At 72.7% G+C, this 14,786-nt stretch carries 12 protein-coding genes; 5 read left to right on the plus strand and 7 right to left on the minus strand.

Translation table 11 applies throughout. The features are described from left to right. The first annotated feature begins 346 nt into the window (after window positions 1–346). Window positions 347–1,135 carry a transposase gene (locus tag ACIBJF_RS43085; RefSeq protein WP_399182538.1) on the plus strand — a complete coding sequence of 263 codons (789 nt, stop codon included), beginning with the start codon at window positions 347–349 and terminating at the stop codon, window positions 1,133–1,135. Between the two features lie 45 nt (window positions 1,136–1,180). After that, window positions 1,181–1,726, plus strand: coding sequence for a PadR family transcriptional regulator (locus ACIBJF_RS43090; protein WP_399182540.1), 546 nt, complete (start codon window positions 1,181–1,183; stop codon window positions 1,724–1,726). Between the two features lie 21 nt (window positions 1,727–1,747). Here the strand turns inward: ACIBJF_RS43090 and ACIBJF_RS43095 are convergent, their stop codons facing one another. Next, on the minus strand, window positions 1,748–2,293 hold the full coding sequence (locus tag ACIBJF_RS43095; RefSeq protein ID WP_399182542.1) for a hypothetical protein: 546 nt from the start codon (window positions 2,291–2,293) through the stop codon (window positions 1,748–1,750). 256 nt (window positions 2,294–2,549) lie between these two features. After that, window positions 2,550–3,524 (minus strand): fibronectin type III domain-containing protein, encoded by a 975-nt coding sequence (locus ACIBJF_RS43100; protein WP_399182544.1) that lies wholly within the window; start codon window positions 3,522–3,524, stop codon window positions 2,550–2,552. A 435-nt stretch (window positions 3,525–3,959) separates the two neighbouring features. Here ACIBJF_RS43100 and ACIBJF_RS43105 point away from each other — a divergent pair, with 435 nt between their 5' ends. Beyond that, window positions 3,960–4,733, plus strand: a complete 774-nt coding sequence (locus ACIBJF_RS43105) for a glycoside hydrolase family 75 protein (RefSeq protein WP_399182574.1) — start codon at window positions 3,960–3,962, stop codon at window positions 4,731–4,733. Window positions 4,734–4,756: 23 nt separating this feature from the next. Here ACIBJF_RS43105 and ACIBJF_RS43110 read toward each other — a convergent pair whose 3' ends face one another. The 4 genes from ACIBJF_RS43110 to ACIBJF_RS43125 all read right to left on the minus strand — a co-directional run bounded on the left by ACIBJF_RS43110 (window position 4,757) and on the right by ACIBJF_RS43125 (window position 8,050). Continuing rightward, entirely contained in the window at window positions 4,757–5,167 is a 411-nt protein-coding gene (locus ACIBJF_RS43110) for a PTS-dependent dihydroxyacetone kinase phosphotransferase subunit DhaM (protein WP_399182546.1), read from the minus strand. Continuing rightward, window positions 5,164–5,769 (minus strand): dihydroxyacetone kinase subunit DhaL, encoded by a 606-nt coding sequence (dhaL, locus tag ACIBJF_RS43115; RefSeq protein WP_399182548.1) that lies wholly within the window; start codon window positions 5,767–5,769, stop codon window positions 5,164–5,166. Before dhaL ends, ACIBJF_RS43110 begins: the two co-directional genes overlap by 4 nt. Window positions 5,770–5,836: 67 nt before the next feature. After that, window positions 5,837–6,829, minus strand: coding sequence for a dihydroxyacetone kinase subunit DhaK (gene dhaK, locus ACIBJF_RS43120; protein WP_399182549.1), 993 nt, complete (start codon window positions 6,827–6,829; stop codon window positions 5,837–5,839). Window positions 6,830–7,609: 780 nt separating this feature from the next. After that, window positions 7,610–8,050: a hypothetical protein gene (locus ACIBJF_RS43125; RefSeq protein ID WP_399182551.1), complete on the minus strand. Its 441-nt coding sequence runs from the start codon at window positions 8,048–8,050 to the stop codon at window positions 7,610–7,612. 183 nt (window positions 8,051–8,233) lie between these two features. On the opposite strand from ACIBJF_RS43125, the gene ACIBJF_RS43130 reads away from it, so the two are divergent. After that, on the plus strand, window positions 8,234–12,835 hold the full coding sequence (locus ACIBJF_RS43130; protein ID WP_399182553.1) for an HAD-IC family P-type ATPase: 4,602 nt from the start codon (window positions 8,234–8,236) through the stop codon (window positions 12,833–12,835). 437 nt (window positions 12,836–13,272) lie between these two features. On the opposite strand, the gene ACIBJF_RS43135 is transcribed toward ACIBJF_RS43130, so the two are convergent. Beyond that, window positions 13,273–13,599, minus strand: coding sequence for a hypothetical protein (locus tag ACIBJF_RS43135; RefSeq protein ID WP_399182554.1), 327 nt, complete (start codon window positions 13,597–13,599; stop codon window positions 13,273–13,275). Window positions 13,600–13,923: 324 nt separating this feature from the next. On the opposite strand from ACIBJF_RS43135, the gene ACIBJF_RS43140 reads away from it, so the two are divergent. Beyond that, window positions 13,924–14,268 carry a DUF3040 domain-containing protein gene (locus ACIBJF_RS43140; protein WP_399182556.1) on the plus strand — a complete coding sequence of 115 codons (345 nt, stop codon included), beginning with the start codon at window positions 13,924–13,926 and terminating at the stop codon, window positions 14,266–14,268. Window positions 14,269–14,786 lie beyond the last annotated feature (518 nt).

Genomic DNA, 14,786 nt, shown 5'->3' on the forward strand with positions numbered 1-14,786 from the left:
CCTACATCCAGGGCCGACAACCACCCCACTCATCGCAGACCGTGACGGACAGTCAGCGGCCACCGACCCTGCACCGCTCAACTTCGAAGACCCGCTTTGTGTCCTTCCCGCGCTGCCACCGTTTCCCTTTGTTCTTACCCCTAAACCGTCGCGCAGGAGGAGCCGTATCGGAAGCGGGCACGGACTCCAACAGCTCTGTACTCACCGGGGCCCACCTCCCTTTTCCGCTCACGACAACAGTGCTCTGTCCGCAGCACGGCTAGTGCGGCAACCAAAGCCAAAGCTACAAGACCCCACTGACAACGCCCCGCTCAGCGACAGACCTGCGGGATTTACGATTACCTTCATGCTTCTGCGTCTGCGTCTTGCCCGCTGCACCACGGACCTTCATGCCTGGACCGGCCTGAGTCGGCCGCAAGTGCAGCACCTCGTTGCGCAGTTGTGGGAAATCAACCTGGACACCGGCCGCGGCCGGCCCTGGGCACTGCCGTTCGCCGATCGGGTCTTCCTCGTCGTCCTGGCCCACCGGACGAACCTAACCATGCAGCAACTCGGATCCCTCTTCGGCATCTCCCACGCAGCCGCCCACCGCGTCATCGCCCGGCTCGCCAAGCCGCTTGCGCAGCTTCTCGGCGCGCCGCCCACCGACCGGCGCGAACTGTGGGTCGTCGACGGCACCCTGATCCCCGTCCACGATCAGAAACGCACCGCGAAAAGCAAAAACTACCGGCGCAGCGTCAACGTGCAGATCATCTGCCAGACCCGGGATCGCCGCGTCGTCGCCATCGGGGACGCTTGGCCGGGCAACCGCAACGATGTTGTCGTCTTCCGCGAAACCCTCGCTGAAACACTGCCCGGCCTCCCCCGCCTGTCCGGCGACGGAGGCTACCGAGGATGCGACCGCATCCGAACACCCCGCCGCGGCCCCGACGGACGCATCATCAAAGGCCGGAATTACCGCAGGTTTCGCAAACGTCGGGCCGTCGCCGAACACACCATCGCCCGACTCAAAGACCACCAGATCCTCCGCCAATGCCGAGGCCGTGGCGACGCGATCAACTATGCCGTCGTCGGCGTCGCCGCACTCCACAACCTCAAGATCGACATCGGTGTAAACGGACGCCCACCACGGTGAGACACGTCCCGACCCTCATTACGTGATAGCTCTTAGGATGAGGTCATGTCACTCCCGCACGCGATCCTCACCGCCCTGCTGGAAAAGCCGTCGTCGGGGCTGGAGCTGACCCGCCGGTTCGACAAGTCGATCGGCTACTTCTGGTCGGCGACGCACCAGCAGATCTATCGTGAGCTGGGAAAGCTGGAGGCCGACGGCCTCATCCGCACCCTGCCGGCGCAGGCACCGGCCCGTGGGCAGAAGAAGAGCTACGAGGTCCTGCCCGCGGGCCGTGCCGAACTGGCCCGCTGGACCGCCGCCGGGCAGGACCCCAAGCCGCTGCGGGACACGCTCCTGCTGCGGCTGCGGGCCGCGGCGGTGGTCGGCACGGCGGGCCTGGAGACGGACCTGCGCCGCCATCTGGACCTGCACCGGCGGCAGTTGGCTGAGTACCGGGAGATCGAGAAGCGCGACTTCCCGCCGGACCGGGACGCCCCCGAGGACCGGCTGCGCCATCTCGTGCTGCGGGCCGGCATTGATCTGGAGACCTTCTGGACCCAGTGGCTCACCCACGCCCTGGCGGAGTTCCCCGAACTGTCCGAGCGCCACTGAACCGGTGCCGCGGCCGGTCCGTCAGAGCCGGTGCGGCTTCGAACGCCGGCGCAGATACCAGCCCGTGACGACGGCCCCGGCGCTCACCAGGGCCGCGCCGATGCCCAGCGTCAGCGTGCCGTAGTCCCGGGCGGCACCGCCGAGGCCGCTCAGCACACCCCCGGAGGGCGCCGGCGAGGCCGTCGAGGAGGTTGTCGGTCCCGAGCCCGAGCCGGACGAGACGATCACCGACTGGGTGCCCGCGGTGCTGCCGTTGGAGCAGACCACGACCACGGTGTACGTCCCCGGCCGCACTCCCGTCCAGGCCGCGGACTGGCCGGCGGTCGTGCCCGACAAGGCGGACTGCCGGCCCTGGGCGAAGTTCGCCTGCCTGCTGGTGAGCAGGGCCGCGTTGCCCCAGCTGCCGTTGATCTCGGAGCACGCGCCGGTGGCCACCGAGACGGTCGACCCGGTGGTGCTGACGGAGATGCCCGAGGCCGCGGCGGACGGCCCGGCGAGGGTGGCCGGGAGCGCCGCGGCGGCCGCCAGTGTCAGACCGGAGCGGACGAGGAGTGGCGAGGTGTGCATGGGTTGGCCTTCCGGCGGCACGGTCGGCGGTACGTCCCATGCGCCGCCGGGGATCGGGAAGCGTCCGTGCTGCCTGGGCAGCAGCCAACGGGGCGACGGGGGTGCCCGCACCCGGGAGGCAGCCGGTCAGGTGACGGTTTCCTCCGGGCGGCGGAGGTCGCCCACGCGTCTGCCGGGATACCCGGCGTTGGCGGGTGCGCATGGTCCGTGGCTGAGCGCACGGTTCCCCGCGCCCCTGGGTTGGCCGCTGTGCCCGTCAGCCGCCGGTGGTCACCGATCGCTGCGGCGACCAGCCGCCCCACGTGCCGTCCGGCAGCCGTGCCCGCAGCCGCACCCGGTGCTCGTCCCCGGAGGTCCGGCCGACGTAGAAGCTGTAGGCCGCCCGCCCGCGCGGAGGAGTGCCGCCCCACACCAGCGAGGTCGCCGCGGCGCCGTCCAGCCGGATCTGGTACTCGGTGATCACGCCGTCCGTGCGCGGCGGATCCCAGGACAGGTCGAGGTAGTACGCCCCGCCGGCCTGGTGGGTCCGTGCGGTGAAGCCGGTGGGCGCGGTGTCCCGCCCGTCGTCGTTGCCCGGGGTCGTGAGGCGGACCGGGACGCTCGCGGGGGAGAGGTTGTCGGCGGCGTCGCGGGCCCGCACCGTGAAGACGTAGCCGGTCCCGGGGCACAGTCCGGTGACCACGGCCGCGGTCTGGTTCCCGCCGACGCTGTGGATCTTCGCCCCGCCCTGGTACAGGTCGTACGACACCACGCCCCGGTCGTCGCGGGAGGCGCCCCAGGACAGCTGGACCACCCGGGCGCCGAGCACCCGCCCGGAGGGATGCGACGGCCGGGTGGGCGCCGAGCGGTCCGCCGTCGCGCCGGCCGGGGTCCGCGCCCGCACGGAACGGCTCGGCGGCCCGAGCCGCCCCTCGGTGTCCCGGGCCCGCACGGTGAAGGCATACACGGTGGACGGCCTGAGCCTGGTGACGTCCACCATGTGCTGCGAACCCGGCACGTCCAGCACTTTCGTGGTGCCGCTGTACACCTCGTAGGTGCGGATACCGGGGCTGTCCGGCACCGCGTTCCACATCACGTGCATGCTGGTGGCGCTGCCCGCCTGCGCGGTGACCCCGGTCGGAGCCCCGGGTGCCCGGCCTTCGTCGGCTTCGCCGGCCTGGCCCCAGGCGCAGGACGCGACCAGCAGCAGGGCCGCGCAGACCGGCACGAGCGGCCACGGAACGCGTCGCACGGCTCTGCCTCCCCGGGGGCCGGCGGCATGGGCAATCACGCAAAGGTCCGGACCAATATGGCGCGGCGGGTGCGGGCGCGGCAAGGGGGCCGCACGGGTGACCTGTGGGGCCCGCGATGGTGACCATGCCGGGAAGTTTCGTATGCTGAGCTTCCTACGGCTGAACTTCCCGAGAGGGCAGGGGAGTTCATGTCACCGGCGCGGACACGCTGTCGTCGTCGAAGCCGCGCCGACGCGGGTGGCCGGGGGATCGGGGGCGGGCTTCGTTCCCGATCCCCGGCCCCTGTTGTCCCATGCCGTCCCTTTTGTCCCTCGTCAGGCGTCAGAAGCGTGCTCCATCCAGCCCCTTCCGGGCGACCGGTACGCCCGGACGCCGGGACCCGCACCAGAGTGTGCTGGATGTCCGCCCGTCCCCGACGAGAGGGTTCCCTCATCGTGCGTGTCCCGTCGCTGACGCCGGCCCTGGCCGGCGTCGCCCTGCTCGCCCCGGCTGCCCTGCACGTCCCGGCCGCACTGAACGCCCCGGGCGCTCTGCGCGATCCGGCCGCCGTGCACGTCCCGGCCGCACTGCACCACCCCGCTGCCGTCGCCCCGCCCAGGGACCGGCCCGCGGCCGCCGGCCGGACCGCGGTGGCCGCCACCGAGCTGCTGGCCCGGCTGGGCGAATGCCACCAGGTCTCCCGCGGCCGGTACCGCACCGACGCCGGCAGACCCGCGACCGTGCCCGTCTGCGGCACCCGGGACGCCGTCTACTGGAAGGCCGACCTGGACATCGACTGCGACGGACGTTCCACCGCCCGCTGCAACCGCCGCACCGACCCGCAGTTCGCCACCATGACCGCCTACCAGCAGTCCGACGGCCGCCATCTCAACGCCGCGACCCTGCCCTACATCGTCGTCCCGGCCCCCAGCCGCATCTGGAACCCCCGCAAGCACGGCGTACGGGGCGGCTCGGTCGCCGCCGTCGTCTACCGGGGCCGGGTGCAGTACGCCGTGGTCGGCGACACCGGTCCGCGCGACATCATCGGCGAGGCCTCCTACGCCACCGCCCGGGCCCTCGGCATCCGGGCCAACCCGCGCAGCGGCGGGGTGCCCTCCGGGGTCACCTACATCGTCTTCAAGCACTCCCGGGTGCACCCCATCGAGGACCACACGGCGGCCGCCGCCGCAGGAGTCCGGCTGGCCAGGCTGTTCGTCGCGAACAGATGACCAGCCGGCCCCCCGCGGCCGTGTCACACCTTGCGGTAGCCGTACGCCTCCGTGGCCGCGGCCTCCACCGCGTCCAGGTCGGCCCCCGTGGCGGCGGTGACCACCGCCGCCACCGCGCCCTCGACGAACGGCGCGTCCACCAGCCGGGCGCCGTCCGGCAGTTCGTCACCTTCGGCGATCAGCGCCTTCACGGTGAGCACGGCGCTGCCGAGATCGGTGAGCACCGCCACCCCGGCGCCCCGGTCCACCGAGGCCGCCGCGGCGGAGATCAGCTCGGCGCTGGTGCCCAGCCCGCCGCCCTCGGTGCCGCCCGCCGGCGCCACGGGCACCGCCGGGGCCCCGCCCGCCAGGCCCTTCGCCAACTCGGCGACGGAGGCGGCCACTTCCGCGCTGTGCGACACCAGCACGATGCCGACCACCTTCTCCTGACTCACCGTCCGCCCTCCGCCGCCTCTTCCAGACCGGCGACGAGCAGCGCCGACGAGGTGGCCCCCGGGTCCTGGTGCCCGATGCTGCGCTCGCCGAGATAGCTGGCCCGGCCCTTGCGGGCCTGCAGCGGGGTGGTGGCCACCGCGCCCTCCTCGGCGGCGGCCCGCGCGGCGGCGAAGCCGTCGCCCAGCGCGTCCACGGCCGGCACCAGGGCGTCGATCATCGTCTTGTCGCCGGGGGCCGCCCCGCCCAGCGCCATCACCCCGTCCACGCCCGCGCGCAGCGCCTCGGCCAGCTGCTCCTCGCTGACCTCGGCGGCGTCGCCGAGGGCCTTGCCGGTCCGGCGCAGCAGCGTGCCGTACAGCGGCCCGGACGCGCCGCCGACCGTGGAGATGAGCTGCCGCCCGGCGAGCACCAGAACCGCGCCCGGGGTGTCCGGCGCCTCCTTCTCCAGGGCGGCGTGCACGGCGGTGAAGCCGCGCTGCAGATTGCTGCCGTGGTCGGCGTCCCCGATGGCCGAGTCGAGGGCGGTGAGCCGCTCCGCCTCACGGTCCACGGACGCGGCGGTCGCCACCATCCAACGGCGGAAGAAGTCGGCGTCGAGCACTGGATCTCCTTGCGTGGTAGGGGTGATGACCGGCGTGCTACGGGTGATGGTCGCCTCGTCCGCCGTATCACATCCCCCACCGCAGCGCGGGAGTCTTCACCGGCGCGTCCCACAGCCGCAGCAGTTCCTCGTCGGCCTGGCAGAGCGTCACCGACGCGCCCGCCATGTCCAGGGAGGTGACGTAGTTGCCGACGAGCGTGCGGGCCACGGCGACCCCGCGCTCGCGCAGCACCCGCTGCACCTCGGCGTTGAAGCCGTACAGCTCCAGCAGCGGGGTGGCGCCCATGCCGTTGACCAGCACCAGCACGGGGCTGCGCGGCGGCATGTCCTCCAGGACCGCGTTCACCGCGAAGTCGGCGATCTCCCCGGAGGTCATCATCGGCCGCCGTTCCCGGCCCGGCTCGCCGTGGATGCCGATGCCCAACTCCAGCTCGCCGTCCGGCAGATCGAAGGTGGGGCTGCCCTTCGCCGGGGTCGTACAGGCGCTGAGCGCCACACCGAAACTCCGGGAGTTCTCGTTCACCTGACGCCCGATGGACTCGACCCGCTCCAGCGGCTGCCCCTCGGCCGCGGCGGCACCCGCGATCTTCTCCACGAACAGCGTCGCGCCGGTGCCGCGCCGCCCGGCCGTGTACAGACTGTCCGTGACCGCCACATCATCGTTGACCAGCACCTTGGCGACCTGGATGCCCTCGTCCTCGGCCAGTTCGGCCGCCATGTCGAAGTTGAGCACGTCGCCGGTGTAGTTCTTCACGACGAACAACACACCCGCGCCGCTGTCCACGGCCGCGGCGGCCCGCACCATCTGGTCCGGCACCGGGGAGGTGAACACCTCTCCGGGACAGGCGGCGGAGAGCATGCCCGGGCCGACGAACCCGCCGTGCAGCGGCTCGTGCCCCGACCCGCCACCGGACACCAGCGCGACCTGCCCGGCCACCGGAGCGTCCCGGCGGACGATGACCCGGTTCTCCACGTCCACGGTCAGATCGGGATACGCGGCCGCCATCCCGCGCAGCGCGTCCGCCACGACGGTCTCCGGGACGTTGATCAGCATCCTCATCGGTGTCTCCTCGGGAGGTTAGGACTTGGGCCCAGGACCTGCTGTTGACTGACTCGATGCCTGCTTCGGCTATAGGAAGTATCGACCTTGCGACATTGAAGGTCACCTGCCGCCGTGAGAGTTCACGGCGCGTAGCGGTCAGTCGACCCGAGGTGGAACACTGAAGACGGCCGCGGAAAAATCACGTGCCGCGCGGCGCCCGGGCCACGGCCGCGACATCGACGTCGACGTCGGCATGGAACGCCACGGCAGTGCGCTGCTCCTCGCGCGATTCCGCTCGCACGGCCCGAGTCAGGCTGCCTCCTGGCAACTTCCGGACCCCTCGACCGCGGCCGGCCGCGCCCGGCCCCCGGCCGCCCGCCGGCTTCGGCCACCCGCGCCGGTCGTGTCCCGCCGAGTGGTGGAGGCGGTCAGCCTTCGCGGCTTCGCAGGTGACGGTAGTGATCGGCCTGGCAGCCGGGCGCAGGCCATCCGGAACGGCGTGGTCCGGATGGCTACATCATTCGGCGGGACGCCATCGCCGCGCCTTCGTATCCCCCGCACCGGCGACGAGTACGGCCGCGGACTCCTCCTCGTCTCGCAGTCGTCCCGCCCGATGGGGAACCGGCGCACACCGCACGGCGAACTCAGCTGGGCCGAACGGCAACTGCACCGTCGAGGGCCGGTTGTTGCAGATGTCCGAGGTTCACGCCCTGGCGTCGGTGCCCCTTGACTGATGACAAGAAGTCAGCGACTCGATCAGCTGATGCCGAGCCGATGTTCCGCGGCGGGTCGGACGCTTCAGCGCTCACCTGCTGTCGGAGTCGACGTGAGCGGCTTGGCGGGGACATGCGGTGCATCGGGCCGTGTGAGCAGGCCGTTGGACCGGAGGACGGCGTAGCCGATGCCGATACCCGCCGCAACCGGCCATTCGACGGCGCCCACGACCGCCAGTACGCCGAGGCCGGCGTACAGGGGCAGGCCGCCTTTGGCGGGCAGCAGGCGGCGGGCGGTGGCCACGGGGACCGTCGCGGCGGTCACCACCCTGGTGGCCGCCTCGCCGAGCGCCGGCAGGGTGATGGTGATCGTGTGTCCGCCGGACGCCGCGGCGGAGGTCCTCTTCGGTGGTTTCGTGGTCGGCTCGGCGTCGGACTGCTGCGTCGTGTTGGTCCTGGAGGCAGGGCGCGACGGGTCTGTGGCCCGTGTGCTCGGGCGTTTCGCAGCGGTCTTCGGAGTGGTCACGATTCACATCCGTTCGTGGGTCCGGGCTTTGCCCCCCCATCGCGGCACACGCTACCGGCGGGCGCACGGCCCTGCGAGCCACAGCAAGCCGTTCGGATCAACATGGCGGGCGGGTGTGTCCGGGGCGGGTGAGGATGATCGCAGGGGGACGAGTGATCGGCCTGTTCCGGAGGTGGGACGCGGATGTCGCTGCTGTCAGAGGTGCGTCTGCCGCTGCCGCTGCCGGCGCCGATCAGCAGGGGTCTGGGGGCCGGGGTGACCACAGGTGTACGCGCGGCCGCCGATGTGGCCGCCATGCTGCTCAGGCTGGACCGGCGGGATGTGTGGTCCCGTTCGGGGCGTCGCCACATCGAGGTGCGGGGGGTACGCGGCCCGCGCGGGATGTGGGTGGGGCGGAGCGTGGAGCGTGCACTCGAGGAGCATCCCGGTGTGCTGTGGGCGCGAGTGAACGCCGCGGCCGAGCGGGTCGTCGTGGAGCTTGCCTCGCCGCCACCGCCGCAGCGGGAGCTGATCGAGATCATCGCCCGAGCGGAGGCCGATGCGGCCGCCGGCACCGCCGAGCCGGAGGCGTTCGACGAATGGTGTCCCCAACCGCACCATCCGGGTGAGGGGCCGCGCCGGCGGTCGGCGCTTCCGGTCCTGGCGGCGGACATCGCGGGGCTGCTGCTCACGGTGGCCGCGCGCCTGTCGCCGTGGACGCCGCTGCCGGCGGAGGTCGGGGCGCTGGCCAATGCGGCCCTGTGCCACCCGGGCCTGCGCAGACTGGCGACATCGGCGCTCGCCGGGCATGAGCGCACCGAGTCCGTGCTCCCGGTACTGAACGCGATGATCCAGGGCGTGGCCACGCGCGGCGGAGGGCTGGTCCTCGACGTCGTGCAGCGCGTGGCGCAGTGGCGGGAGGCGAACGCGGCACTCGAGGCGTGGTCCCTGGCGGAGCCGCGGCTGGTACCGGGGCCGGAGCACGCGCAGGCCGAGCCGATCGTCGTGGAACGGCCGCAGGAGCACCAGGACGTGACGCTGCGCTATGCCAGACGGGCCATGGGGGCCGGCGCGGCCGCAGGCGCCCTGACCACGCCGTACGCAGGGCCGCGGCGTGCGCTCGCGGTGGCTCTGTCCAGCGTGCCGAAGGCGCCGCACGCCGGACGGGAAGGATTCGCCACCAGCCTGGGCCGGTTCCTCGCCTTGCGCGGCGTCGTGGTCATGGACCGCAGCGCGCTGCGCCGCCTGGGGCAGGTGGACACCGTGGTCCTGGACGCGGACGTGCTGCGCAGCCGCCGCTACGAACTGACCGAACTGGTGCTGCTCGACGGCACCACACCCGAGCAGGTCTCCGACCGGCTCTTCGCCCTGTTCGACCCGGCCGCGCCGGCGCAGGTCCACCGTGACGGCGAGGGCTGGGTGCTCGGCCCGCTGGAGAACCTGGATCTGACCGGCAGCACCGGGCGCCGGGCCGCGGACCGGCTCCGGCGCGGGAGCAGTGAACGGGTACTGGGCCTGGCTCGCCGGCGCCGCCTGGTCGCCGTGGTGGGGGTGGGGATGCAGACGCTTCCGGGCGCGCAGGCTCTGGCGGCGGCGGCCCGCCGCTCGGGTCTGCGCGTGGTCCTCGCCGGCGACCAGCCCTGTCCTGAGCTCGGATTCGTCGACGCCATGGTGCCTGCGGAGGGCCACCTGGTGGCGTCGGTGCGCGCGTTGCAGGCGGACGGTGCTGTGGTGCTGCTGGTATCGGGGAACCGCCGTGCCCTGGGAGCGTCCGACTGCGGCATCGGCGTCCACCGGGAGGGGGAGCCGCCGGCCTGGGGCGCACACCTGCTCGTCGGCACCGACCTGGACTCGGTCGCGCTGATCCTGGCCGGAGTCGGCGTGGCCCGCAAGGTCGACCGGGAGAGTGCGCTGCTGGCCGCGAGCGGCAGCGGCATCGGCGTGGTCGCGGCGATGCGGGCACCGGCCGCCCAGGCGTGCTCGCGCGGGCAGGCGGCGTGCAACACCGCCGGGGGAATCGCCTTCGGCCTGGGGGCCTGGCGCGCCCGGCAGCTGTGCTCGCGCCCCGTCACTCCCTCCGTCGAGACGGTGCCCTGGCATCTGATGCCGTCCGAGCTGGTCCTGGACCGACTGGGCTCGAGCAGCGACGGGCTGTCGGAGGAGGAGGCGGCGCGGGCCAAGGGTCCGTGGCGAGACAGCACGCCGCAGATCACCCTGCCGTCGGCGTTCATCGAAGAGCTGGCCAACCCGCTGACACCGGTGCTCGCCGGCGGTGCGGCTCTGGCGGCCGCCGTGGGATCGAGCGCGGACGCCGTGTTGGTCGCCTTGATCACCGCGGCCTCGGCGCTGGTCGGCGGAGTGCAGCGGGTGAGGACCGAGCGCGCTCTCGCCGAGTTGACCGCCCGCTCCGCGGTCGGGGCACGGGTGCGGCGCGGGGGAGGCGTGCGGCTGGTCACCGCCGAGGAACTGGTGCCGGGGGACGTCGTCCTGCTCGGACCCGAGGACGTGGTGCCCGCCGACTGCCGCCTGCTGGAGGCCGACGGACTGGAGGTCGACGAGTCGTCGCTGACCGGCGAGTCCCTGCCCGTGCCCAAGGACCCGGCTCCGGTGGTCGCCTCGCAGCTCACCGACCGCAGCTCGATGCTCTACGAGGGCACCACCGTGTCGGCCGGGAAGGCGGTTGCGGTGGTCGTGGCCACCGGGGCGGCCACCGAGGTCGGGCGCACCATGGCCAGTGCGCGGGAGGCGGCACCCGTGACCGGGGTCGAGGCACGGTTGTCGTCGCTGACCAGGGCCAGTCTGCCCGTGGCGACGGGCTCTGCGGCGGCGGTGGTCGGGGCCGGGCTGCTGCACCGGCGCCCACTGGCGGAGAGCCTGACCTCTGCGGTCAACCTGGCCGTGGCGTCGGTTCCCGAGGGGCTGCCCTTTCTGGTCAACGCGGCACAGCTGGCCTCCGCGCGCCGCTTGGCCGAGTACGGCGCGCTGGTGCGCAACCCGCGCACCATCGAGGCGCTGGGCCGGGCTGACGTGCTGTGCTTCGACAAGACCGGCACCCTCACCGAAGGTCATCTCCGGCTCGTCGCCGTCGGCGACGGCGAGCGGACCCTTCCCCTCGACCGGCTCGGCCCGCGGCACAGAGAGGTTCTGGCCGCCGCGCTCCGTGCCACCCCCGCCGCCCGGCAGTCGGAACCGCTGGCCCACCAGACCGACCGGGCGGTGGACGAGGGGGCCCGCCGGGCCCGGGTGTCGGTCGGGCGCGGCGCGCCTCGCTGGCGGCGCACCGGCACCCTGCCCTTCGACCCGTCCCGCGCCTACCATGCGACGGCGGGCCGCACCGCCGGCTCCACCCTGCTCAGCATCAAGGGCGCACCCGAGACGGTGCTGGCCCGCTGCCGGCGCAGACGACTGAACGGGGCGGAGACCGTGCTGGACGACGCGGGGCACAAGGCGCTCACTCTGGCGACCGAGGAGCTCGCCGCCGCCGGCCGCCGCGTCCTCGCCGTCGCCGAACGAACCCTGCGTCCGGGCGAGGAGCTTGCAGAGGAGCTTGCAGACGACGCGGTGCAGGACCTGGTCTTCGTCGGTTTCCTCGTGCTGGCCGACCCGGTGCGCCCCGGGGCGGCGCCGGCCACCGCCCGGCTGCGCGCGGCCGGGGTGCGCACGCTCCTGCTCACCGGGGACCATGCCGCCACCGCCGAGGCAATCGCAGTCTCGGTCACCGGTGAGCCGGAGCAGACCGTGTGCACCGGGCCGGAGTTGGACGAGCTCGACGACGACGCGCTGGACGCGCTGCTGCCGACGGTGAGTGTGGTCGCCCGGTGCACTCCGCGCCACAAGGTCCGTATCGTGGAGGCGTTCCAGCGTCTGGGCCGGGTGGTGGCGATGACCGGCGACGGCGCCAACGACGCCCCCGCCATCCGCCTCGCCGACGTCGGCATCGCCCTGGGGCGGCGTGGCACTCCCGCGGCCACGGCCGCCGCCGATCTGGTCATCGGTGACGACCGACTGGAGACGATCGTCACGGCCCTGACCGAGGGCCGGGCGATGTGGACCTCGGTCAGGACCGCGCTGGCCATTCTGATCGGCGGCAACCTCGGTGAGGTCACCTTCAGCGTCCTCGCCTCCGCGCTGGCCGGCAGTTCACCGCTGAGCGCCCGCCAGATCATGTTGGTCAACCTCCTCACCGACCTCGCCCCCGCGCTCTCCATCGCCGTACGCACTCCGGCCGAGAGCACCGGGGAAGAGCTGCTCCAGGAGGGCCCCCACCAGTCGCTGGGCACCGCACTCACCGAGGAGATGCTGCAGCGCGGGCTCACCACGGCTCTCGGCGCGGGGCTGGCCTGGACGGCCGCCCGCTTCACCGGCACCCAACGCCGTGCCGCCACCGCGGCGTTGGCCGCCGTGGTCGGTACCCAGCTCGCTCAGACACTGACCAGCGGTGGCGCGGACCGCCAGGTGCTCGCCGCCACGATCGGGTCGGCCGCCGTGCTCGTCGGCATCATTCAGACACCGGGCGTCAGCCAGTTCTTCGGCTCCACGCCCCTGGGCCCCGTCGGCTGGGGCATCGTCCTGGCGGCCATCACCGCCGCCGCCCTCCTCCACCCGGCTCTGAAGCCGCTCTCGTGTCGCCTGGCCGATACGGGCTGGCTCCCCTCCTCGGCCGATGCGGCGGTTGCGGCCGATGAGCCGGCGCCGCTGCCGTCAGCCGCAGCCGCCCTCGCCGCCGTCCCGCTCGCTTGGCTGAGCGGCGCGCTGTCCCGCCTCAGCCGGCTTGCGCCCGGGCCTGGAGGGTCGCCTCGACCGTGACGGAACCACTTGCTCCCGGTCGTGGCAGTGAGTCGAGCCGTGCCGGGAGAACGGCCGTTTTCACGGTCTTGCACCGTCTGTTCACCTGAGGTCTGTCGAAAGTACGCCTGCGGAGCACCCAGGGCGCAGGAAAAAGCTGCATTGTCTGGTTTCGGACACCCGCAATCCGAGAACAGAAAGTCAACCAACATGGCCGAGATACTGGCAGCCGTGGCAACGAAGATTCTCGTTGCGCTCGTCGAGGCGATCATCCTGCGCCTCGTGTGGCAGCTGTGGTCCGCTTACTCGCCCTATCTGCGGAAGGCCTTCGCACCGGTCGCCGCCGTATAACACCCCCGGCGCCCGGCAGCGCTCACGCCGCCGTGCGCCACTGGTTCTCGTCCGGAGGCCCTCCCCGCCGATCGAACGGCCCGGCCCCGGACTCCACGTCTGGACGCCTATGTCTGGGCGCCTGCTGCCTGCCTCTCCTCCTTCTCCTTCCGCCCGCTGCGTAGCAGCCAGGTGGCTCCGCCGACGGCGACGGCGACGGGCCAGTCCAGTGCCCCCGCCACGGCCAGTGCTCCGAGGCCGCCGTAGAACGCGAGATCCTTGACGGAGGGCGCACCAGGCATGCGTGCCGTCGTCGCCCGGTCCGTTTCCGTCACCTCTCCCTTGGTGAGGTACGGAATCGGCACCGGAGGATGCAGCGTGCGCATGCGCAGATGCAGACCCGCGCCGTCGCCCTCATGGGTTTGCTTTTGCGGTGTCTCCGCTGTCGCGGCCATTTCCCCTCCTCCCTTCATCGGAGTCGGTGTGGTGTGCCTCTTCAATTCTCGCGCGGTTCCGGTGGCGTGTGGTGCTGGAAGGCGTTGCCGTGGAAACGCGGGGGTCGGGTCCGAATCGTGCACGCTGAGTGAGCGCATGACCCGGTCCGGTGTGCCGCCCCCGGCTGCGGCGTCTGGTGCGGCGGGCGGTCGGCGCCGACACGCTGCGGCACGCCCTCGGTACGAGTCCGAGGTCCCGTATGCGGCTCCGCATCGTCCCCGGCCGTCCGGGGAACCCGGGCGTCCGGGCGGAAACCGCCGATGGGCGAAGGAGGTGCCGTTGCCGTGGACGACTGGGAGACGTGGGAGATGCACGACGAGGTACGCCTGTCGCCGCGCGAACGGATCGCGCTGCTGCAGATCGAGAGCTCCCTCAGGCAGGACCGCAGGTTCGCACGCCGCATGGGCGACCCCCATCGAGAGGTGTGGCTGCCGGTCGCGGTGCTGCTGCTGGGCATCGCCTCGGCGTTCGTGGCGGTCATGGGGGTCCGCACTTCGGACCCCGCACTGCTGTGCTGCTTCGCGTTGCTCTGGCCCCTGACCCTCTTCCAGGCGTTCCGCCTCCTGTGCCGCGCGGTCCGCCACCGTTCCCGCTGCCGCGCCGGGGAAAATGTGCGGCCGTGGCTCTGAGGCCGTGCATTTCGTGGTGGGGTAGGAGGACGGCGCGGTCCGGGCGTTCGGGACGCTGCCTCCCCGGGCACGCCGGAGACGCGTGAGTGATCACCGGTGACCGCGGACGCGTGTACGGCTGGCGGCCGGCGGTGAGCTGGTAATCGGAGCGGCGTTCGGCCGACGAGCCGTCGGCGCGTCGGTGATTCGGTGCTACGGCGTGCCTCGGCGCGAGGCGGTCCCGTTCACGGATCCCGTACCACAGACGCCGTGCCGCACGATCCCGATCCCGCCGGCAGACCCCCCGGCGCCCCGCCCGCCAACGTCATGGCCAGGCGGGTGCACGGAGTCCGGCCTGCGCGTCGGGACGCTCCACGCACGACCAGCCGGCACGGTACTCGCCTTTTGGCGCTGGGAGCCAGGAGCCACGGGGAGCGGGCGTCCGGTCACCGCATGTTGCGGCGTCCTCGGTCCGATCAGGCGTTTGGGCGGGGGCAGCGGCGTCCGGCCTCTGCGCGTGCCAAAACCCCGGCGCCTCG

Origin of the sequence: Streptomyces sp. NPDC050743, from assembly GCF_044456925.1 — a bacterium.
Lineage (GTDB): Bacteria > Actinomycetota > Actinomycetes > Streptomycetales > Streptomycetaceae > Streptomyces.

Excerpts from the sequence above, each read along its gene's own strand:
- ACIBJF_RS43085 (WP_399182538.1), top strand. The coding sequence starts at position 347 with ATGCTTCTGCGTCTGCGTCTTGCCCGCTGCACCACGGACCTTCATGCC.
- ACIBJF_RS43090 (WP_399182540.1), top strand. The coding sequence starts at position 1,181 with ATGTCACTCCCGCACGCGATCCTCACCGCCCTGCTGGAAAAGCCGTCG.
- ACIBJF_RS43095 (WP_399182542.1), bottom strand. The coding sequence starts at position 2,293 with ATGCACACCTCGCCACTCCTCGTCCGCTCCGGTCTGACACTGGCGGCC.
- dhaK (WP_399182549.1), bottom strand. The coding sequence starts at position 6,829 with ATGAGGATGCTGATCAACGTCCCGGAGACCGTCGTGGCGGACGCGCTG.
- ACIBJF_RS43130 (WP_399182553.1), top strand. The coding sequence starts at position 8,234 with ATGTCGCTGCTGTCAGAGGTGCGTCTGCCGCTGCCGCTGCCGGCGCCG.
- ACIBJF_RS43135 (WP_399182554.1), bottom strand. The coding sequence starts at position 13,599 with ATGGCCGCGACAGCGGAGACACCGCAAAAGCAAACCCATGAGGGCGAC.